Annotated in this window: 20 protein-coding genes and 2 pseudogenes; 6 read left to right on the top strand and 16 right to left on the bottom strand. The window is 57.9% G+C overall.

All coding sequences use genetic code 11. The features are described from left to right. Window positions 1-84: 84 nt before the first annotated feature. Window positions 85-834 (bottom strand): hydroxypyruvate isomerase family protein, encoded by a 750-nt coding sequence (locus IC37_RS09485; RefSeq protein ID WP_030129315.1) that lies wholly within the window; start codon window positions 832-834, stop codon window positions 85-87. A 197-nt stretch (window positions 835-1,031) separates the two neighbouring features. Between IC37_RS09485 and IC37_RS09475 the strand changes: the two genes are divergently transcribed. Beyond that, the gene (locus IC37_RS09475) at window positions 1,032-1,961 is read left to right on the top strand and encodes a GntR family transcriptional regulator (RefSeq protein ID WP_030129316.1); all 930 of its coding nucleotides are present in this window, start codon (window positions 1,032-1,034) and stop codon (window positions 1,959-1,961) included. A 156-nt stretch (window positions 1,962-2,117) separates the two neighbouring features. Here IC37_RS09475 and IC37_RS09470 read toward each other — a convergent pair whose 3' ends face one another. From IC37_RS09470 to IC37_RS09450, 5 genes and pseudogenes are all read right to left on the bottom strand, one after another. Further along, complete coding sequence (locus IC37_RS09470; RefSeq protein ID WP_030129317.1) at window positions 2,118-2,828, bottom strand: SDR family NAD(P)-dependent oxidoreductase; 711 nt, start codon at window positions 2,826-2,828, stop codon at window positions 2,118-2,120. Window positions 2,829-2,941: 113 nt separating this feature from the next. Then, window positions 2,942-3,068: pseudogene (locus tag IC37_RS09465) on the bottom strand (DsbA family oxidoreductase); the annotation flags it as partial. Then, entirely contained in the window at window positions 3,065-3,286 is a 222-nt protein-coding gene (locus tag IC37_RS09460) for a 4-oxalocrotonate tautomerase family protein (RefSeq protein WP_030129318.1), read from the bottom strand. The pseudogene IC37_RS09465 and the gene IC37_RS09460, both read right to left, overlap by 4 nt. A 423-nt stretch (window positions 3,287-3,709) precedes the next feature. Next, the gene (locus IC37_RS30925; protein WP_081729307.1) at window positions 3,710-4,015 is read right to left on the bottom strand and encodes a helix-turn-helix domain-containing protein; all 306 of its coding nucleotides are present in this window, start codon (window positions 4,013-4,015) and stop codon (window positions 3,710-3,712) included. Continuing rightward, a complete protein-coding gene (locus IC37_RS09450) occupies window positions 4,008-4,304 on the bottom strand; it encodes a hypothetical protein (protein WP_143519169.1) in 297 nt (98 codons plus the stop codon). Before IC37_RS09450 ends, IC37_RS30925 begins: the two co-directional genes overlap by 8 nt. Before the next feature lie 220 nt (window positions 4,305-4,524). Here IC37_RS09450 and IC37_RS09445 point away from each other — a divergent pair, with 220 nt between their 5' ends. After that, window positions 4,525-5,451 carry a LysR family transcriptional regulator gene (locus IC37_RS09445; RefSeq protein WP_030129321.1) on the top strand — a complete coding sequence of 309 codons (927 nt, stop codon included), beginning with the start codon at window positions 4,525-4,527 and terminating at the stop codon, window positions 5,449-5,451. Here the strand turns inward: IC37_RS09445 and IC37_RS09440 are convergent. From IC37_RS09440 to IC37_RS09395, 10 genes and pseudogenes are all read right to left on the bottom strand, one after another. Then, window positions 5,368-5,685 carry an AzlD domain-containing protein gene (locus tag IC37_RS09440; protein ID WP_081729308.1) on the bottom strand — a complete coding sequence of 106 codons (318 nt, stop codon included), beginning with the start codon at window positions 5,683-5,685 and terminating at the stop codon, window positions 5,368-5,370. The genes IC37_RS09445 and IC37_RS09440 overlap by 84 nt on opposite strands. Next, the gene (locus tag IC37_RS09435) at window positions 5,664-6,380 is read right to left on the bottom strand and encodes an AzlC family ABC transporter permease (RefSeq protein WP_030129322.1); all 717 of its coding nucleotides are present in this window, start codon (window positions 6,378-6,380) and stop codon (window positions 5,664-5,666) included. The genes IC37_RS09440 and IC37_RS09435 overlap by 22 nt, the downstream gene beginning before the upstream one ends. After that, entirely contained in the window at window positions 6,377-6,790 is a 414-nt protein-coding gene (locus IC37_RS09430) for a GNAT family N-acetyltransferase (RefSeq protein WP_177409386.1), read from the bottom strand. The genes IC37_RS09435 and IC37_RS09430 overlap by 4 nt, the downstream gene beginning before the upstream one ends. 46 nt (window positions 6,791-6,836) lie before the next feature. Then, window positions 6,837-7,583 (bottom strand): 2OG-Fe dioxygenase family protein, encoded by a 747-nt coding sequence (locus IC37_RS09425; RefSeq protein WP_030129324.1) that lies wholly within the window; start codon window positions 7,581-7,583, stop codon window positions 6,837-6,839. Between the two features lie 522 nt (window positions 7,584-8,105). Further along, window positions 8,106-9,393: pseudogene (locus tag IC37_RS09420) on the bottom strand (OprD family porin). A gap of 305 nt (window positions 9,394-9,698) precedes the next feature. After that, entirely contained in the window at window positions 9,699-10,370 is a 672-nt protein-coding gene (locus IC37_RS09415) for a DsbA family protein (protein WP_030129325.1), read from the bottom strand. A gap of 356 nt (window positions 10,371-10,726) precedes the next feature. After that, a complete protein-coding gene (locus IC37_RS09410) occupies window positions 10,727-10,939 on the bottom strand; it encodes a hypothetical protein (protein WP_030129326.1) in 213 nt (70 codons plus the stop codon). 245 nt (window positions 10,940-11,184) lie between these two features. After that, complete coding sequence (aguA, locus tag IC37_RS09405) at window positions 11,185-12,291, bottom strand: agmatine deiminase (RefSeq protein ID WP_030129327.1); 1,107 nt, start codon at window positions 12,289-12,291, stop codon at window positions 11,185-11,187. 3 nt (window positions 12,292-12,294) lie between these two features. Beyond that, window positions 12,295-13,173, bottom strand: coding sequence for an N-carbamoylputrescine amidase (aguB, locus tag IC37_RS09400; RefSeq protein ID WP_030129328.1), 879 nt, complete (start codon window positions 13,171-13,173; stop codon window positions 12,295-12,297). A 322-nt stretch (window positions 13,174-13,495) separates the two neighbouring features. Further along, a complete protein-coding gene (locus IC37_RS09395; protein WP_030129329.1) occupies window positions 13,496-16,408 on the bottom strand; it encodes an aminotransferase in 2,913 nt (970 codons plus the stop codon). 179 nt (window positions 16,409-16,587) lie between these two features. Here IC37_RS09395 and rfbC point away from each other — a divergent pair, with 179 nt between their 5' ends. From rfbC to IC37_RS09375, 4 genes are all read left to right on the top strand, one after another. Continuing rightward, on the top strand, window positions 16,588-17,133 hold the full coding sequence (gene rfbC, locus IC37_RS09390) for a dTDP-4-dehydrorhamnose 3,5-epimerase (RefSeq protein ID WP_030129330.1): 546 nt from the start codon (window positions 16,588-16,590) through the stop codon (window positions 17,131-17,133). 106 nt (window positions 17,134-17,239) lie between these two features. After that, window positions 17,240-19,048 carry an ATP-binding protein gene (locus IC37_RS09385; protein ID WP_030129331.1) on the top strand — a complete coding sequence of 603 codons (1,809 nt, stop codon included), beginning with the start codon at window positions 17,240-17,242 and terminating at the stop codon, window positions 19,046-19,048. Then, the gene (locus tag IC37_RS09380) at window positions 19,045-20,439 is read left to right on the top strand and encodes a sigma-54 dependent transcriptional regulator (protein ID WP_030129332.1); all 1,395 of its coding nucleotides are present in this window, start codon (window positions 19,045-19,047) and stop codon (window positions 20,437-20,439) included. Before IC37_RS09385 ends, IC37_RS09380 begins: the two co-directional genes overlap by 4 nt. 40 nt (window positions 20,440-20,479) lie before the next feature. Beyond that, on the top strand, window positions 20,480-20,935 hold the full coding sequence (locus IC37_RS09375) for a thioesterase domain-containing protein (RefSeq protein WP_030129333.1): 456 nt from the start codon (window positions 20,480-20,482) through the stop codon (window positions 20,933-20,935). Window positions 20,936-21,013: the final 78 nt, after the last annotated feature.

The following is a 21,013-nucleotide window of genomic DNA, read 5'->3' as shown; positions in this document are numbered from 1 at the left end:
CAAAACAAAGCCCTCGCAGAAATGCGAGGGCTTTGTTGTTTCTGGCGTACGTGAAATCCGAGTCCCGTTTGCTCGTCGCAAGCACTAAGCACTTAGCTGCTTAATCCAGTCAAGGCTCGCAACGGTAGAACCGGAAGGGTGATATTCACAACCGATCCATCCTGGGTAGCCACGCTGCTCCAGCGCCGCGAACAAGGCAGCAAAATCGATGATCCCCGTTCCCGGTTCGTGACGACCCGGGCAGTCGGCAATTTGTACATGGACGGTTCTGTCATAAAACCGAGCCAGAACATCTGCTGCATCTGCGGTCAGAAGCTGGGCATGGTAAAGATCGAGAATCAGCCCAACACTGGGGAAGGTCTCCAGCACCTGTTGCGCCTTGCTGAAGTCAGACATGTAGTAGCCCGGCATCGCCTGTGAACTGATCACTTCGATAAGCGGCCGCAAACCCTGATCTTCGAAGTACTTGACTGCATATTCCAGGTTGCCCCCGAAGATACGCTCTGCATCATCCTGCGTCGTAACGCCCGACATGATGTGGACATCCGGACACGCCAGCGCCTTTGCATAGCTGGCGGCCTGGAGCAACCCGTTGCGAAACTCTTGTTCTTTGCCCTGCAAGGCGGCGATGCCTTTGGTAACGCCAGCCGGCGCAGCGAACTGAATCAACGGCAAACTGTATTGGGCTAGATGGTCGGCCAGGAGACTTGCGTCGAATTCATAGGGCGACGGGAACTCCACCGCCCGAAAACCGGCTGCGGCGGCGGCTTCGATGCGTTGCAGAAAAGGCAATTCATTGAATTGGAAACCGAGATGAGCATTGAACTTGAGCATTGGGTAAACATCCATCCTGGGAAGAAACGAAATCATCAGCCTGGAGCATCCTTCGCAGCTCCAGCACTGCACTATCGGGAGTAGCGTTCTTAGTGCAGATATCCACTGCCTCTTCGTATGGTATTTTCCAACTCCGGTCCGATGGGGCATCTGCCCCAGCGGGAACGGACTGAAGCTAACCATTCGAGATAGAACCTGTGATCAAGAAAGACCTCGCCTTGCAGTTGGCCCCACGCGTCATCGACATGGTTCGCGCCCGGTCGATGAAAGCTGGGGAGCCGTTGCGCGAGCAGATGTTCGCCCAAGCGCTTGGCGTTTCGCGCTCGCCTATCCGGCGAGTGTTTGCCTTGCTCGCCGAGTGGGACCTGGCCATTCAGGAGCCCAATCGTGGTTACTTTCTGAAACAGGGCGCAGGGCAGATTCAGGAAGCAACATTCCCTCTTGCCAGTGATCCTTTCGAAGACTTTTACCTTCGCGTGGTCGACGACATTCTTGGCGGCGAAATACCTGCCCACTTTTTCGAAGCGCAGCTGTTGCGCCGTTACGAAGTGCCCCGCGGACAATTGCTCAAGGTACTGAGCAGGCTGGCCAGCGAAGCCATGGTGGAGCGCAAGCCGGGGCAAGGATGGGCCCTCAAAAATTTCGTGCATAACGCCCAGACATACATCCAAAGCTACCGCTTCCGGATGGCCATCGAGCCGGCAGCCCTGCTTGAGCCCGGTTATCAGATCAATCACGCCGCGTTTGCCAAAGCCAGGCAGCAACAGCAGGCCATGCTCGATGGGGATATCCACACCTTGTCTCGGGCCCAACTGTTCCAGGTGGGCGCCCAGTTTCACGAACTGATCGTGCAGTGCTCCGGAAATGTTTTTTTCATCGATGCCATACGCCAGCAAAATCAACTCAGGCGTTTCATGGGCTACAAAGCCAACGTCGATCGCACTCGTCTTATGGCGCAATGCCAGGAACACATCCATTTGCTCGACCTCATCGAGTCTGATCGGCGTGAAGAAGCCGCGCAATTTCTCTGGAGGCATCTGGACGAAGTGGGCCGACTCAAGACTCATCAAGGCGTCATGCCAGATGATGATGGAATATCGAGTGCACCACTAACCCCCCATTACTGATCGAAGCTTCGTCAGACGCTCTCCAATAATTCGCCAATCAGCTTAGCACGATTGTTTCTATTCAATACAAGATACAAAAATACAGATGCCCGCACCATACAATCGAAACCCTCGCAGAAATGCGAGGGCTTGTTGTTTCTGGGGTTTGGAAAGGCCTCAGTGACCCGCACTCTGCCCACCATCAACATGCAGGATTTCACCAGTAACAAAACCAGCGCTGTCCAGATAAACAACAGCCTGAGCAATATCGCTGATCTCCCCCATGTGCCCTACCGGGTGCAAATTCCCCAGCGCTTCGTGAGTTTCCTCACCATGCATTGGCGTTTTGATAATGCCTGGGGAAACCGCATTCACCCGAATCCCGCGCTTGGCGTACTCGATGGCCAGGGACTTGGTCGCAGCGTTCAAGCCACCCTTGGTCAATGAGGCCAGTACGGACGGCACGCCGTCGATGGCATGGTCCACCAGGCTGGTGGTGATGTTGACGACGTGGCCGCTGCCCTGTTTTTCCATCTCGGTGATCGCGAGTTGGGTGATGTAGAAGAAACCATTCAGGTTGACCGACAGCACCGCGGCGTAGTCTTCGGGGGTGTAGGCGGTGAACGGCTTGGCGACGAAGATTCCGGCGTTGTTGACCAGGGTGTCGATACGGCCAAAACGTTCGATCGCTTCACGGATGACTCGCTGGGCGATCGCCGGGTCGCCGATGTCGCCGGCCACGGCGAGAATGTCCGGATCGGTGGACGGCTGGATCGAACGCGAAGTGGCAACTATCTGGTAATCGAGATCACGGAATGCCTTGACCATGCCTGCGCCGAGACCTTGGGAGGCGCCTGTAATAACGATGACTTTTTTCGAATTGCTCATGATGAACCTCTACTAAGAAATGATGGTTTGAAAAGTGATCAATCAGGCGACGGCCTTCGCCATTTGTCTCAACATCTGTTCGTAGTGCTCGACCGATACCCGATGGCTCACCGGTTCAGCTCGAAGGGTTTGTAAGTCAGCTCGACCGAGACTTCACCGGCCACGTTCTCAATCGCCTGCTCCAGCGCCGCGGCGCCACACCACATCGGAGACGAAATCGATGGTGACGGACGCAGTCATGAATGCCCCCCGTCTTCAGCCAGTTGCTTTCGGTACTGGGTGGTGGTGATGCCGGCATAGCCCCAGTTATCGGTGTCGACTTCTTCGATCACGATGTGGGTCAGGTCCGGGCGCTTGTTGAGGACGCGTTCCAGGGTTTCAGTGATTTCGGCGATCACCTGAGCTTTCTGCTCTGAGGTAACACCGTCGCGGGTGATGCGTACGCTGACGAAAGGCATGAGAAATCTCCAGTGACCTTCTCATCGGAATGATGGGGAGGCGTTGGAGATCAATGTATGAGGTTGGTCTGGGGGGATAAAGGTGGGGGCGGGAACATCATTAGTGACGTGGTGTAATGAGTTCAAAGTAGGACGTCATACTTAACCCACTAATGCTTTTACACGGACGTGGCGCTATTTTGCAGTTTTTGCGACCCGTCTTGATATGTCATCGGCGACGACATGTCAGTGAACATTCCCGCTCACTCCGAACGTTCAGAAAAGTGCTGATCAGAGCGCCCTGACGGATAGCGGCAGGGACGAGGGTCGCAGGATTGGCGAGCGTTGATTGGCCGGTTAGCGCTGGAAAGAAATCATCGAAATCCAAATAAAGGACACCCATTAGTCTTGGCTTGAAACCAGCTAATGGGTACCCGTCTGATCCTAAACCGCCTGTAGATCGCGCAATGCCTCAGGATGCTGGCTCGCAACACGAAGTAGCGTCTGCGCTGCTCCCGTTGGTTGCCGCCGCCCTTGCTCCCAGTCCTGCAACGTACGCAAACTGACTCCAATCAGCTTGGCGAACGCGCTCTGAGAGACGCCTAAATTGTCGAATTTCGTCTTGGTGTAGGCGATCAGCAACCAGATAGAGCCTTCGGAAAGCGTGTTGTAGTAAATGACACGTGTACCACCTCGTTTCCCCATTCCGCTACGGGACCAACGAACCTTGCGCAGGCCTCCGCTACCAATGCATGCGGCTCACGCTGACTTCAAATACCGCCCAAACAGAGGCCGACACACGGTCAAATACACCCGTTGACACCCGCCCCACACGGGCAGAAAATTTAATCGAGAGCGCGAAACCGACTGCCTTCAGGTGGCGATAGTCGACGCTAGGAACCCCGTTGATGACCTGAAAATCAGCGCTCGGGTAACCTCTCCTCCCCTGCTTGAGGGAGCACAATATCAAGCACCTTTTCATGAAAGCAGCCTGATCAGGCTGCTTTTTTTTGCCCTTGGAAAAGGTTTCGTCGATCAACGTACTTTTCCCATCCAGGCATTTTTCTGACCCGATCACTCGCCCCCCACCAAAATCCCCGATCCTGTGCAAGCCTCCAACCATCGGGCACGGACTCATTTCGCTACTAAACTCGGGACAAGCATGCTCAGGTGCAGGATCATAGCCAGCACGCGACCGACGCCTACCCGGCGGCAAGGTACATAACAATAGCCAGCCCACTTTAGAGGGCATTACCCAAATGGATAGCAGAACCTTACGTAACCTCATGCGCATTGTGCAGACCGGCTCATTGTCGGCGGCTGCAGAGCGCTCCTGTTTGACCGTGCAGGCGTTGGCCGCGCAGTTGAACAAGGTCGAAGAGCAGTTCGGTTTTCGGTTGTTTCGTCGCTCCAACAAGGGGCTGACCCTGACAACCCAGGGCATGGAGCTCACGCCCTACATGGACAAGGTGTTGGTCGCTACACGGCAACTGGAAGAAAAAGTCGCCGCGCTCAAGGTGCCCGGGCAGCGCACGCTCAAGGTTGCACTTAACACTACGCTCTCGGCCGACTTCAACCGGCGAATGATCGGACGCCTCTTTGAGGTGTTTCCTGATTATCAGCTGGAATTCAGCTACGCAGAGTCGATGGAAAACCTCAGCAAGTTGAAGAATGAGGACTTCGACCTCGCCGTGCTGATTGGCCCGCAGCAACCGGGTCTACCCAGCATTGCCCTGCCCGATGTGCAGGTGCAGGTGGTCGGTGCTCATTGCGGTCAGGAGAACGATCCGCTGATGCTGCTGGGCAATAAGGTTCAGGTTCGACCGGCCGACGATTGTCCGTATTCCCACAGCTTCTTGCGCTTTATCGACGCCGGCCTTGGCAATTACGAGTCAGGCAAGCGGATGATCTACTCCTGCAGCGAGACCCTGACCCTGTCGTTGATCACGCAAATGGACGGTCTCGGCATGGTTTCCCGTGAGGCAGCCCTGCGTAACGGCCTGACCATTTTCCCGGGTTTCGAGGATTCCCTCGAAGTGCGGCTGGCGGTCAATAATCCCGATTTGTCGGGCCAGGCTCTGAACGACGTGGTCGCGCTGTCGCTACATGAACGATCCGAGCGCGATGTACGCAGCCGTTCCCACCGCTACGCTGAGAAAGAGGTTTTTGCTGAAATACGCACATAACAACGTCGGAATGGCGGCATAAAATTCCGGGCGATCGAGCTGCAGCTGCTGATCCTTGATCAACAGTGGCGTAAGGCTGATGGCAGCGACGATCGCCACCGGCAGGTATTCCAGCGCGCGGGCGACCAGGGGGGGCCAATGGTCAGTGCTCACCTGCAGCGGCAACGCGCGCGGCAGGAACGTCACGGCCATCATTAGCACGACGACCAGGATCAGGAACGTTTGGTCAGGCATACACCAACCCCGCAGCCCACAAATGTGGCGATGAATACGTTGAAGGGTGAATTGCCGACCAGGCTCAAGACACCCATGCAAGCGACCGCGGCCAGTGCGGCGATCAGTTTGTTGCGGGTGTTGCACAGCGATACCAGCACGTAGAGCATCATCGCGGTCAGCGCATAGTCGAGCTGGTACTTGATCAGGTGCGCCGCGTACTGCGCGCAGATTGCTCCCAGCAAACCGCCCAGCACCCACGACGTGTGGCAATACAGATTGAAGCCGATCAGGTAACGCACATTGACCGGTAAGCCCTTGCCCAGTTTGACGCTGTGGAAGGCGAACGATTCATCGGTCAGCCCGCCCGCATAACACCAGCGCTCGAGACGACTGAGCCCCATTGCCTGCAAGGCCTTGGCCATGTAGACCGACATCAGCATGTGCCGTGCATTGATCAGAAACGTGGTGAGGATGATGGTGGTCAGCGACGCGCCGCTGGAGATCAGCGCCAGAGCAGCGAACTGCGAGGCACCGGCGTAGACGAACAAGCACATCGCGACCGGCAGCCACACGGGCAAACCGGCATTGACGGCCATCAAACCAAACACGAACGCCACCGTGAAGTAACCCGCCACTACCGGGCTGGCTTCAGCGAAGGTGCGCGAGGGCTGGGGCTCGACCATCAGCGGCTGGCTGCTGGACGTCTCATTCATAGGTCCCTCTCAAAAGTCGTTTCGCCGCGTGGCTCGCAAAAGCCCTGGGCACTCCAAAAACGTTTGCCGGCAAGGTTAGCATCGTCGACAAACAGGAACATCCGCAGCACGCCCACCCGTTTCATGTCCGCCGAGGCCGCTTCCACCAGGCGCTGACCGACGCCTTGGGCGCGGTACTGCGGGCTCACAGCCAAGTGATTGATGGTGCCACGGCTGCCGAGCATTCCGCCCAATACTGCGCCGACCACTTCGCCACAGACATCGAGCGCGAGGAACGCAGTGGTGGTTTTTTGCACCAACACACCGCGCAGGCATTTGGCGTCCTGCCATTCACAGAACGACACTTCTTCGAATTGCCGAAAGAAGCGCTCCAGGCGCTGGGCATCCTTTGCCGCCGCGCGCTGCAACATCACCGGTGCAGGGCACTCGGCGATGTGCATCATGGGGTCTAGCTGTTCAGCGAACAATGTCGAAAGCGGTCCCGGGCCGCGAGAAGGAAATGGCCAGAATCTGCCGATAGGCCATTTCGTGAGCGTGGGTGTTGCGTGCCGGTGTCACGTAGTGACGCATGTCGCGATCGAGGAAGTAGGTGGTGTCGAGGATTTCCAGATAGGTCGTCACCGCCAATTGTTCCTCTTGGGCCGAATACAAACGGCTCTCCGCCCCATCCACGTTGTTGCGGCCCCAGAAATGCACACCGCTGAACGGATAACCGTCGCAGTGAATACCTTCCGGGGTGATTTCCAGTTGCTTGCCCGGCTTGATCTCGATGCGGATCTGATGGATCTGGCATTGCCAGATTTCGTCGTGCAACTCCGGCGGCAATACGTTTTTGTACACCTCGAAATCCGCATCGATGAGGCTGCGCATCACCGGCGAATTGATGACTTCATTAGAGAAGTCCTGGAAGTGCCGCTCCAGTCCGCCGACGTAGCTATTGTTGGCCTTCGATTGCACGTAGGCGCGGTGTTCCAGCTGCGTCAAGTCACGGGTGACCGGGTTGTATTCGAAATCGCTGTAACGACGGAAACGCATGCCCGCATCGGCCTGGCCGTAATAACTGTCCGGCTCCATGCTTTCCCAACTTTTGGTCAATCTGACAAAGTCGGAAAAATGACCGAACAGATTGAAGTCAGCGCCCTTGACGTTGACATATTTGTCGCGCCGTAGCGATTCGCCAACTTCTTTATTCAAAACGATCATTACCAGGTCTCCGCTGCATTTAGCGGCTTAATCTAGTAGGTGCAGGATTTGCGGCCCATGAGAAAGAATTTCAGGCATATCAAGCGTTGCTTGAAACGCGGTATGAAGTTGCTTCAATTCGACTTTTTACGATCGAAAACAGCCATTTTTCGTATTTTCTTACGGTCACGAGGCGAAAAAAACCCGAACCAGTCGCAATACCCTTCATTTAAGAGAGTCTTGAGTCAGTGAAAAACCTGTGGCGAGGGAGTCCGCCCAGCCTGCGATGAGGCTGCGCTGTCGCGCAGAGAACATGCCGATAAATCTGCAAATAAATTTATCTTTAAAATCAATGAGATAAATTTTGTTCTATAAGAGCTTGCTCCCGCTTGAGTGCGTAGCACTCACAAAAATCGGCAATGGTTGTCAGATTTTTAGGGCCGCTACGCAGCCCAACGCGAGCAAGCTCGCTCGCCACAAAAGTAGGCATGACCTGAAGAGCCGCACTTAAGTGAACAGTATTGCGAACAACTCAGCCGATCATCAGAAGATGTTGATCGGATAATCCACGAACACGCGCAGTTCGTTGCCGCTGACGTTGTACTCGCTGGATTTCTGGGACACACGCAGGATCGAGCTGCGTACCTTCACGCTCAGGTCTTTGGCCGGGCCACTTTGCACGACGTACTTGAACTGGTTGAAGATTTCGCGCTCGGTACCGCCTTCGCTGGTGGACGTGGTGATGTTGTCACCGCGCACATAGGCAACGTTGTAGCTCAGGCCAGGAATGCCGAAAGCGCGGAAGTCCAGACCGTAGCCCAACTGCCAGCTGCGTTCGTCTTCGGCGTTGAAGTCGGACCAGTAGGAGTTGGCCAGATAGATAGTGTTGCCGCCGTCGCCGACGCGACCTTGATCTTTCTGATAGCCGCCGTAGGCGTAGCCCAGGTTGCTGTCGCCGGTGCTGCGTTGGTGGGCGAGGGTGAACGAGTGCGGGCCGGTGACGAAGGTCGCTGCCAGGCTCCAGATCTTGTTGTCGTCGCCGGTAGCACCGCTTTCGCGGACGTAGGAATCGTCCAGCTTGGTACGGTAGCCGTTGAAGTCCAGGCTCAGGGACTGATCCTTGTCGAACGGGAACACGTAGTTGGCGTTCACGTATTGCTTCTTCAGCACGTCTTCAACGTCAGATGCGTACAGCGCAGCCTTGAACTGTTCGGTGAACTGGTAGCTACCACCCAACACGTTGATCGACTTCAAGCCACCACTGTCACGACCTTCAGCGCTTTTGCGCGACTCGGCGGTGGAAGCGACCTGCGTTCAGCTCCAGACCCTTGATCTCCTTGGAGGTGATCAGGGTGCCGGTGTAGCTTTCCGGCAGCAGGCGCGAGTTGTCGTAGTTAAGCACCGGCAAGGCCGGCATCTGGTCGCCATAGGTCAGCGTGGTGCTGGAGAGGCGGAACTTGACTGCCGCGCCACCCTTCGACAGATCGTTAGCTGCACTGCCGCTGTCGCCCTGTTTGAAGAAGTCGATACCACCGGCGCCGCTGCGGCCCTTGCCGCCATCCAGACGCAGTGCGTACAGACCGAAGGCATCCACACCCACACCCACGGTGCCTTGGGTGAAACCGGACGAGAAAGTACCGATGGCCGCTTGGCCCCATTCGGCTTTATCCGGGTTGCCGTCTTTATAGTCACGATTGATGTAGGCGTTACGCAGCAGCACTTTGAGGCTGCTGTCTTGAACAAAACCCTTGGACTCGGCCTGGTCGTTAGCCATGGCCTGAGTGGCGCTCAACATCCCCAGTGCGATCAGGCTGATTCGCTTGTTCAACATGTTATTTTCCTATTACGGGTTGATACGCGCTGTGTCGAACCACTGAAACGGCGCTATCGCGCTCTTTTTTCACCCCAAACAAAAAGGCCCGCCCACGAAAATTCGCGGCGGGCCTTTTATTGTTTTGTGAGTCATGGCGGTTAGCCACAGGCGTTGGGCGCATCCTATCCGCGCCCTTAATAAGGTGTCAATTTCAGGAATCGTCTGTAAATAGGCGAAAATCGTCTAAGAAATCACTTGTCAGCGATAGCCAATTGCGGTGCTTTTGATCAGGCTCAGGTTATCCATGGTGACTCCAGTTGAATTCAATGGGCGCAGCCGTTGAGGCCACAGGCTTGAAACGCGGATGAAGACTCTTTAGCCGCAAACGACTGACCCAGCCATTGGGCGAAAGCTTGCGGTTTGCCGAGCCATGGGCCGATGTCGACCAAGGTGAATTGGCCATCCTGTTCCAGTGCGAAAGTCGGGAAACCCTGACCACCGACCTTGGGCAAGAGTGCGCGGCTGTCTTTGATATGGCGATCGGTGTCGGCGTCATTAAATGCCTGTTGGAACGCCTCAGATTCAAGGCCTATTTGTGTGGCGAGTTCCAGCAGCACGGTGTTATCAGCAATGCGTCGACCTTCCACGTAATGAGCCGTCTGCAAACGCCCCAGCAATTCAAGACCGCGTTCTGCGATCTGCTCCGCTGCCAGCACAGCGGCAATCGGCGGCGCGGAATCGAACACCGCGGTCTCATCGCGCAGCAGACCCTCAAAATACGCCTCGCCAAACGGCTGGCCGGTGTACTCGGCGATGCGTCGGTCGTGGGGCATCACGTAATTGCGCAGTTGTGGCGAGACGGTCTGGCGATTGGCACCGGTCATCATGCCGCCACCGTGGGCGATCACTGGCAATACGGCTTGGGCAGCCTGGACCAATGGTTTAGCGCCGTAACACCAGCCGCACAAAGGGTCGTAAATGTAGTGAAGGATCATGGGAAGACTCCGGCAACAAAGTAGGAAAACTCAATGCCAGCAGGTTAATCCCCAGACAGTTTCGGAAAAACGCTGGAATGGCTTTCAGTCTGTTTCATGAATCGGTCGAATACTTTCGTTTTCCTCCAGGTTATGGCCGACATGACCGGAACCTATATCTTCTAAACAATGCAAAACCTTGTGGGAGCGGGCTTGCTCGCGAAGGGGCCATCATGTTCAACATCTTCGTTGACTGGCATACCGCTTTCGCGAGCAAGCCCGCTCCCACATTTGATCTCCAGTGATCATAAAAAACCTTCGCCCATAAAAAAGCGCCGCCTTCCGGCAGCGCTTTTATCAATCCTTTGTTTTTCTTCTTATCCTTCCATCACATCCCACAGTGCTTCCAGTTCCGCCTCGCTGAATAAACCAGCGGGGTAGCGCTCGATCATCATCCGGCGCGGATCAGGTTCCCTGATCTGACGCGTTCCATTGGACTTCAACCACTGCGCCAAGACCTGGAGCGATTCGCTGTTAACTGCCAGGGGATGCAGTGCCCGCTCGCTCACGACGTTCATTTCGGCGTTCATCTCAGCGCTCTCTCCTGGTTTGTGAGCGGCTAACTTATCCAAGGTTTATGACAGAACATCGAAGTTCTCTCCCTCCCCATGTTGCGCCATCGGAGATACAAGAGCTGTGCCAATATTTTCGAAGTGTCGACAAGTGGATACAAAAAAGCCCGCAGTCCTGATGGGCTGCGGGCTTTCTGTGAAACGACGAGGTTAAATCGTTGCTCAATCGATTCTTCAATCAACTCAAGCTGTTACGTCCTCACTCACTCCTTGTGCGGTGCGGGCTGTTGTTGGGTAAGGCAGTGGATGTTACCGCCGCCCAGTAACAGTTCGCGACCTGGCACCATGACCACTTCGTGCTGCGGGAACAAAGCTTGCAAAATCTCTTTGGCCGGACCGTCCAACGGGTCGTCGAAGCTCGGCGCGATGATGCCGCCGTTGACGATCAGGAAGTTCACATAAGAGCCGGCCAGACGAACAGTCGGATTGCGTTCCTGAGTGCCATCCACCGGATCGACACCTGCGCATTCGTCTTCGGTCGCATACAGCGGCCCCGGAATCGGCATCTTGTGCACTGTGAACGGGCGACCCTTGGCATCGGTGCTGTTTTGCAGCACGTTCATTGCCGCCTGGCAGCGCGGGTAGTTCGGGTCCTGTGGATTGTCGGTCCAGGCCAGCAGTACTTCGCCCGGACGCACGTAGCAGCAGAAGTTATCCACATGGCCGTCGGTTTCGTCGTTGAACAAACCGTCCGGCAGCCAAATGATCTTATCCACAGCCAGATTGGCGCTGAGCAGCGCTTCGATCTGCGCGCGGTCCATGTGCGGGTTGCGATTGCGGTTGAGCAAGCATTCTTCGGTGGTGATCAGGGTGCCTTCGCCATCGACATGAATCGAGCCGCCTTCGAGCACGAAACCTTCGGTGCGATAGCGCGGGCTGCGCTCGATTTCGAGGATCTTGCCCGCCACCTGCGAGTCACGGTTCCACGGCGAATACAGACCACCGTCGAAACCGCCCCAGGCATTGAAGTCCCAATCCACACCCCGGACTTCGCCGCGGTTGTTGATGACGAACGTCGGGCCAGTATCCCGAACCCAGGCGTCATCGCTGGACATCTCCACCAAACGAATATTCGGCACATCGAGACGGGCACGAGCATTTTCGTACTGGCCGGCGGAAACCGCCACGGTCACCGGTTCGAAACGCGCGATGGCCTTGGCCACCGCCACATGCGCGGCTTGCGCCGGTTTGCCGCCCAGGCGCCAGTTGTCCGGGCGCTCGGGCCAGACCATCCAGGTCTGGGTCTGTGGCGCCCATTCGGCTGGCATGTAAAAGCCGTCGGTGCGAGGGGTGCTGTTCAAAGTGGTCATGGTTCAGGACTCCAGGGAACCGTCGAGGGTTTTGATCGCGCCGTACAGGTTCGGGCGACGGTCACGGAACGAGCCCCATGCGCTGCGGATATGTTCCAGCTCATCGAGGTCGAAACTGTGAACCAGAATGCCTTCTTCTGTTTCGTTCAGCTCTTGGACTTTCTCGCCAAACTGGTTGGCAATGAACGACGAGCCGTAGAAGGTAATGTCGTAGCCGTCCTGCTCTTCATTGCCAATGCGGTTGCTGGCGATCAGCGGCATCAGGTTGGCGCCGGCATGGCCTTGTTGCACGCGCTGCCAGTGGTCGCGGGACGAAATGGTCTTGTCGTGTGGCTCGCTGCCGATGGCGGTCGGGTAGAAGAGGATTTCCGCACCTTGCAGCGCCATGCTGCGGGCGCACTCGGGGAACCACTGATCCCAGCAGATGCCCACGCCGATTTTCGCGTAACGGGTGCTCCAGACTTTGAAGCCGGTATCGCCCGGGTTGAAGTAGTACTTTTCGTGATAGCCAGGGCCGTCCGGGATGTGGCTTTTACGATAAATCCCGAGGTTGCTGCCGTCGGCATCGATGATCGCGATGCTGTTGAAACGTGCGCGGCCCGCCAGTTCGTAGAAGCTGATCGGCAGAACGACCTGCAGTTCTTTGGCGATTTTCTGGAAGTGCTTGATGGCTACGTTGTCTTCAACGGTCGTAGCCAGTTGCAGGTAGTCCGGGTTCGGCTTCTGGCAGAAGTACGGCGCCTCGAACAGCTCCTGGATCAAGATGATTTGCGCGCCTTTCGCCGCAGCCTCACGGACCAGCTTTTCAGCGGTCTCGATGTTGGCTTCAAGGTCCCAGGAACAGGCCATCTGGGTAGCGGCGACGGTAACGATACGGCTCATGAATCATCTCCTGGGCAAGTGCTGAGGGTCGAGGATGGCATCGACCGATGACAGAAAGAGGCAGCCCCGGGCGTGGTTCGTCCACACCGTGGGCAGTGGCGACTTTATAGCCGATAAAAATCGGCTTTTGAAGCAATAAATATTCTCTCTGTCGAAAATAACTCACTTAAACCCGATAACAATCGAATTAAGCCTCAGCTTTCTGTGGGAGCGGGCTTGCTCGCGAAAGCGGTATGCCAGTCGCCAAATATCTATTGAATGTACCGGCCTCTTCGCGAGCAAGCCCGCTCCCACATTAGCCCGCGTTTACAGCTGGATCGATTTACAACCCTTCGTCCAACACCTTCGACAGCATGTCGACAAAGAAATCCACGCTCTGGCGCGAGGTGACCATCGGCGGCTTGATCTTGAGGATGTTCAGGTAATCGCCTGTCGGCTGCATGAAGATCCCCAACTCACGAAGGCGATCGCACAACGCGGTGGTTTCTTCGGTTGCGGGCTCCAGGGTTTCTCGATCGCGGATCAACTCCACGCCCAGATAAAAACCGGAACCATGCACCGCCCCCACCAACGGATGCTGGTCAATCAACGCCTCAAGGCGCGTATTGAAATACCCGCCCACGACCTGGGCGTTCTCCCAGAGTTTTTCTTCTTCCATCACATCCAGAACTGCCATGCCGATCCGGCAACTGACCGGGCTGCCGCCGGCCGACGAGAAAAAGTAACCCTCGGCCTCCAGCGCTTCAGCAATTTCCCGGCGGGTAATGACGGCGCCCAACGGCTGGCCGTTACCCATGCCTTTGGCCATGGTGATGATGTCTGGCACCACACCCTGTTCTTCGAAACCCCAGAAGAATTTGCCCATGCGGCCGTAACCGACCTGCACCTCATCGGCGATGCATACTCCGCCTTGAGCGCGGACCAGCGCATAGACCTGCTGCAAATAGCCCGGCGGCAGCGAGATACCGCCGGCATTGCCGTATACCGGTTCGCAGATGAAACCGGCCAATTGACGCTTTTGCTCGGCAATTTTCGCCAGGTTGTGTTCGACGCTGCGCACATAGTCCGGTGCGCTGTCGATGCCGCGGAATTCACCGCGATAGGTGTTCGGCGCAGTCACCGGATGTACCCAGTCCGGTCGGCTGCTCAAGGCTTTGGGGTTGTCGGCAATCGAGGTCGAGACCGCATCCGCTGCCACCGACCAGCCGTGATACGCCTCCAGCACACTGAGCATGTCGCGACCGCCGCTATAAGCCCAAGCCAGGCGAATCGCCAGGTCATTGGCCTCGGTGCCGCTGTTGACCAGGAATACGCGGTCCATGTTGTCCGGTGCCAGCTTCAGCAAGCGCTCGGAAAACTCGGCAATCGCCGCGTAGTGAAAACGCGAGTTGGTGTTGAGCAACGACCACTGCCGGCTGGCGACGGCGGCCATGCGCGGATGACCATGACCGAGCACCGCGACGTTGTTGAGCATGTCGAGGTAGGAGCGGCCCTGCATGTCGATCAGGTGATTGCGCCAGCCTCGCTCGATGCGCGGCGGGTCGACGTAATAGTGTTTTTGGGAGCGAGCGAAACTCGCGTCACGGCGGGCGAGCAATGTCTGCGGGTCGAGTTCTTCTTCCGCATCGCAGGCCAGGCCCAACAATACGGCAGGTGACGGACACAACGCCTGCCAGGCTGCCGCGCGCGATGGCGTGCAAAACAACGGCGCGTCGAGCTGAGCGCTTCGACACAACTGCACGATCAACGGCCCACTGACTGAGCCCAGCACTTGGCCTTTGACCAGCGCCGCGCTACTGCGTACCGATGGGACCACACCCCACAATCGGACGCTGAGCTCTGGGCCGTCCAGTTGCAGCAGGTTCTCCCCTTCGATATGGATAACACCGGCAAACGGTGCTTCGACCGCCGTGCCATCGGGCACTTGCAATGCAACGTGTAACGGGAAAGTATCCGGTTCGCTGGCGCTGTCCGGCCGAGTGCGGGACAGACGATACTGGCCATATCGACTGGCCGCCAGACCGTGAGCCGCGGCGGCTTCCGTCAACAAATGCAGATCGATCCCTTGCTGTTCCCAGTTACCCGCCTCGAAATGCGGACTGAGCACGCCCAGATCGATCAACGCAAATTCACGCCCAACCAGACTCGGCAACAATGGCGCGAAGCTTTCACTGCCGATGCTCGGCAGGCTTTGACCGACTGCGGTAAGAATCGCCGCCTCCATCAACTCCAACGGCACCGATGTGGCAACGCGGAAAATTTCCCACTCATGGGTCAGGTTGTCGCGACTGTACTCATTGCCCGGATCGATGCTGACCTGCTGTTCGCCACTCAGCACCAACACAGCCGAGCGCGCAACGATCAGCGGCCATAGCGCCAGCAACTCTTCATGCTGCAACGGATTGACCGCGTGATAAGCCCGAACCGCCGGCAAAATGTAGAACGGATCGCCATCGGCATGATGCAGCAGCGCGGCGCAGGTCACCGACAGATCAGTGATCCGCCAGGTTCGGACCAGATCGCCGAAATCGATCACGCCCTGCAACTGCCATTGGCGCTGCGAATCCCGCTGCCAGACCACGTTGTCGTCAGTGATGTCCATGTGAATCGCCTGCACCGGCAACTTATCCACCAACGGCTGCAAATGGCGCTCGGCCTGTTCGGCCGCTTCAGCGATCAACGCTCGTTGCCGCTCATCCTTGATCACCGGCAGCAAATGCGCGATCAACGCGTTGGCGTGGCGGGCGTCCCATTGAAGGGTGCGCTCAAGGCCCGGATGATCGAAACCGGCTAGCGCCAAGTCCATTTCGCCGCAGAGCCGACCGAAACCGGCAACCACTGAATGGCTTAGGTGATCGAGGTGCGTCAGGGATTGGCCGTCGATGTAATCAAGCAGACGCACGTGCACCGCTTGGCCCCCAACTTCAAGGGAGAGCAGGTCTGCGCCGTTTTTGGCAGCAATCACTCCAGGCACCGGCACGCCGGAATGTTCAGCCAGATGCTTGAGCCCTGCGTGCTGGGCTTGCAGCTCCAGCGCCGAGTAATCACCACGGCAGACTTTCAGGACAAAACGCCCCTGCTCGCTGTCGACGCGAAAATTGAGATCCTGCTGGCTCCCAAGCGCCTGCAACTGCCCGCTCAGCCCGTAATGCCCTTTCAACAGCTCAAGCGCTTGCGCCGCAGACACCTGCGGGCTGGGCAGACTGGCGCGGTGAATCAACGTGGCGAGCGGCATACAACGACCCCTGAAATTTTATTAGGCGCTTATATCGCCACTGCTTGGGGCGATACGCAACCCTCTTCCTGATTGGCGCGAATCAAATGCCCGCGCAACTCTCTTCATCACCCCACTCGCACCGCCCGCCACTTTGCGCAAGAATGTCGGCCATCACTATCCATTGCTGGAGAAGCACCATGAATGTAGTCACCACCGACCTGCCCGGTGTTCTGATCATCGAACCCAAGGTATTTGGTGACGAGCGCGGCTTCTTCTATGAGAGCTTCAACGCCAAGGCTTTCGAAGAAGCGACCGGTCTGAATACCCAATTCGTTCAGGACAACCATTCCCGCTCGCAAAAAGGCGTACTGCGCGGTTTGCATTACCAGCTGGAAAACACTCAGGGCAAACTGGTCCGCGTCACCGTCGGTGAAGTGCTGGACGTGGCGGTGGACATTCGCCGCAGCTCACCGCATTTCGGCAAATGGGTGGCGGTGCGCCTGTCCGCTGACAATCATCGCCAACTCTGGGTACCGGAAGGTTTCGCCCATGGTTTTGTGGTGTTGAGTGATTTCGCCGAGTTCCTCTACAAAACCACCGACTACTACACGCCGTCGGCCGAGCGCAGCATTCGCTGGGACGATCCGGACCTGGGCATTGACTGGCAGCTGGACGAAGCACCGAAACTGTCGGCCAAGGATCAGGCCGCCGCGTTCTTCAAGGACGCTGACGTCTTTTCCTGAATTCCTGTGTGAATTTTCACCGCCAGCGCGCACTTGATCCCAGGTGCGCAGACTGCGCCCGCAAGCCTAGGCATAATGCGTCTGTATCCCCAGGCGCTTGATGCTCATGACACCGACTCTCCCTCGCAGACCCCGCTGGCGCAGCCTGGCGCTTTTAGCGCTGTGCCTGGCGCCCTTGCTGTGGCCGCTGGAGCATCTGGCCGAGCGTTACTACCGCAGCGAACTGGCCGGGCAGAACCGTCAGACCCTCGATCTCTACGTCGCCAACTTGTTGGGCACCCTGCACCGGTATGAAGTGTTGCCGCAGATTCTCGGCGAGCTGCCCGCCCTGCGTATGACATTAGCCGCACCCGACGAGGGCGTGGTTCAAGGCAATGCCAATCGTCTGCTGAAAAACATCAGCGCCCAGACCGGTGCCGAAGTCATGTACCTGATGGACACTACAGGCAAGACCCTGGCGGCCTCCAATTGGGACAAACACGATAGCTTCGTCGGCCGTAATTTCGCTTTCCGTCCTTATTTCAGTGAAGCCATGGCCGGGCGTCTGGGGCGCTTCTTTGGCCTGGGCACCACCTCGGCCAAGCGCGGTTACTTCTTTGCGGCAGCGATACGGGATCGCGAAAAAATCATCGGCGTACTGGTGATCAAGGTCGACCTCGACCACACCGAAAGCCTCTGGGGCAAAACCCCTGAACAACTGCTGGTGACCGACCATAATGGCGTGGTCATCCTCACGTCGCGGCCCGAGTGGCGTTTCCGCTCGACGCGCCCATTGAGCGACGCAGAGCGCGAGGCCATCACCGCAATCCAACCCTACCCTACCCGTGATCCAAAGCCATTGAATCTCGACGCCAACGCCTGGCTGACCCAAACGCAGCAGATCGAAGAAACCGGTTGGAGCGTCAGTATCCTTGCACCGCGTACCCTGATCGACCGCCCGGTACGCACGGTCGTGGCCATCGGCGGCGCAACGCTGCTGGTATTGATGCTGCTGCTCGGCCTGATGATGCAGCGCCGACGCCATTACCTGGAGCGGATCGCCTTCGAAGGCAAGGCCCGCCAGGAACTGGAAGGCCGGGTCGCCGAACGGACCAGCGACCTCGAAGGCCTCAACCGTCGACTGAAGCAGGAAGTGTTAGAGCGCGAACACGCCCAGCAGGAACTGGTGCGCGCGCAGGATGACTTGGTGCAGGCCGGCAAGCTCTCGGCGCTGGGGACGATGTCGGCAAGCATCAGCCATGAACTCAACCAACCGCTGGCGGCGATTCGCAGCTATGCGGAAAACGCCGAAGTGCTGCTTGATCATCAGCGCACCGAGGATGCTCGCGGCAACCTCAAGCTGATCAGCGAATTGACCGGGCGCATGGCCTCGATCATCGCCCACCTGCGCGCCTTCGCCCGGCGTGATCGCCACGCCCCCGAAAGCGTGGCCCTGCAACCGGCACTGGACGATGCGCTGGCGTTACTGGCCAAGCGCCGACGCAGCATGGAAGTCGAGCTGATCCGTGACCTGCCGGCCGCCACCCTGTGGGTCGAGGCCGGTGAAACCCGTCTGCGCCAGGTACTCGGTAATCTGCTGGCCAATGCCCTTGATGCCCTGACGGAAAAAGGCCCGCCACGTAAACTCTGGTTGAGTGCCGAGTCCACAGCCGACGGCGTCAATCTGTACATTCGCGACAATGGTCCCGGGTTCTGCCTGGAAGCGCTGGGTCGTGCCGGCGAGCCCTTCTACACCACCAAGACCCGCACTCAGGGGCTTGGGTTGGGGCTGGCGATCTGCGACACCCTGATGCGCGCCTTCGGTGGTGAACTGTCGTTCTCCAACCACAAGGAAGGTGGCGCCCTGATTACCCTGAAACTGCGCGCAGGCGCACCGGGCGTGAGCCTGCAACCGTCCGAGGACCGAAGTGCATGACCATCGACAACCGCATCCAGGTCGTGTTGATCGACGACGATCCCCACCTGCGTCAGGCCCTGAGCCAGACCCTGGACCTGGCCGGCCTGAAGATCCTGCCGCTGGCTGAAGCCAAAGGCCTGGCCGGGCAACTGGAACGCGACTGGCCGGGGGTGGTGGTCAGCGACATCCGCATGCCGGGCATGGACGGTCTCGAACTGCTGACCGAACTCCACGCCCAGGACCCTGAGCTGCCGGTGTTGCTGATCACCGGCCACGGCGATGTGCCGCTGGCAGTACAAGCCATGCGCGCCGGGGCCTATGACTTTCTGGAAAAACCTTTCGCCAGCGATGCCCTGCTCGACAGCGTGCGTCGTGCCCTGGACCTGCGCCGATTGGTGCTGGACAACCGCAGTCTGCGTCTGGCCCTGAGCGATCGCAACGAACTGAGCGCTCGACTGGTCGGGCAATCGGCGTCGATGCTGCGCCTGCGCGAACAGATCGGTGCACTGGCGGCGACCAAGGCCGACGTGCTGATCCTCGGCGAAACCGGTGCGGGTAAGGAAGTGGTGGCCCGCGCACTGCACGATCTGTCGAGTCGGCGTAACGGCCCGTTCGTGGCGATCAACGCCGGGGCCCTGGCCGAGTCGGTGGTGGAAAGCGAGCTGTTCGGTCACGAACCCGGTGCGTTTACCGGAGCGCAGAAACGTCGTATCGGCAAGTTCGAATTCGCCAATGGCGGCACGTTGTTCCTCGATGAAATCGAAAGCATGAGTCTGGATGTGCAGGTGAAACTGCTGCGTTTGCTGCAAGAGCGGGTCGTCGAGCGCTTGGGCGGCAATCAGTTGATCCCGCTGGACATCCGCATCATCGCCGCGACCAAGGAAGACCTGCGTCAATCCGCCGATCAGGGGCGTTTCCGTGCCGACTTGTATTACCGCCTGAACGTCGCGCCGCTGCGCATTCCGCCGTTGCGCGAGCGGGGCGAAGATGCGCTGGTGCTGTTTCAGCATTTCGCCGATGAAGCCAGCGCCCGCCACGGTTTACCGCCCCACGAATTGCAGCCGGGGCACCGGGCGCTGCTACTGCGCCACACCTGGCCAGGTAATGTGCGGGAACTGCAGAACGCCGCCGAACGCTTTGCACTGGGCCTGGAACTGGCGCTGGACAACAACACGCCGGATGGCGGTGTCGGCAGCACGATTGAAGTGGTCAGCGGCGGACTGAGCGAACAAGTGGAGAACTTCGAGAAGAGCCTGATTGCCGCCGAACTGGCGCGCTCGCACAGCTCCGTGCGCAGCCTCGCCGAAGCGCTCGGCATTCCGCGCAAAACCTTGCACGACAAACTGCGCAAGCATGGCCTGAACTTCGGCGACAGTGGCGCCAGCAACCCCACCGACGACCTCGATTGAGCTACCGTAAAATCATCCTCTTCAAACAAAAGGCCCGTGAATGAACCACGACAGTCGTCACCTGGAATCGATCCTCCATTCCGACATTCCCCTCACGCGGGACATGGGCCTCAAAGTGCTCGACTGGCACGACCAACAACTGCGCCTGCATCTGCCACTGGAAGCCAACGTCAATCACAAGAGCACCATGTTCGGCGGCAGCCTGTATTGCGGCGCGGTGCTGGCCGGCTGGGGCTGGTTGCATTTGCGTTTGCGCGAAGAAGGCATCGAAGACGGGCACATCGTGATTCAGGAAGGGCAGATCAGCTACCCGCTGCCGGTCACCATGGATGCAACGGCGATTTGCCAGGCACCGAGTGCGGCGGTCTGGAAGAAGTTTCTGGCAATGTATGAGCGATATGGACGGGCCCGGTTGACGCTGCATTCAAGGATCATCAATACCGGGAGTGAAGAGGATGCAGTGAAGTTTACCGGACAGTACGTCCTTCACCGATGACTGATCGTTCCCACACTCTGCGTCACTAGTGTCCGGTAAACATGTTTCATAGCTGAAGGCTGCCTTGGGCAGCCTTCA

It is taken from the genome of Pseudomonas sp. QTF5, from assembly GCF_000512695.2.
Lineage (GTDB): Bacteria > Pseudomonadota > Gammaproteobacteria > Pseudomonadales > Pseudomonadaceae > Aquipseudomonas.
The sequence above is the reverse complement of the archived record's forward strand: the minus strand, read 5'-3'. Positions and strand labels throughout refer to the sequence as shown.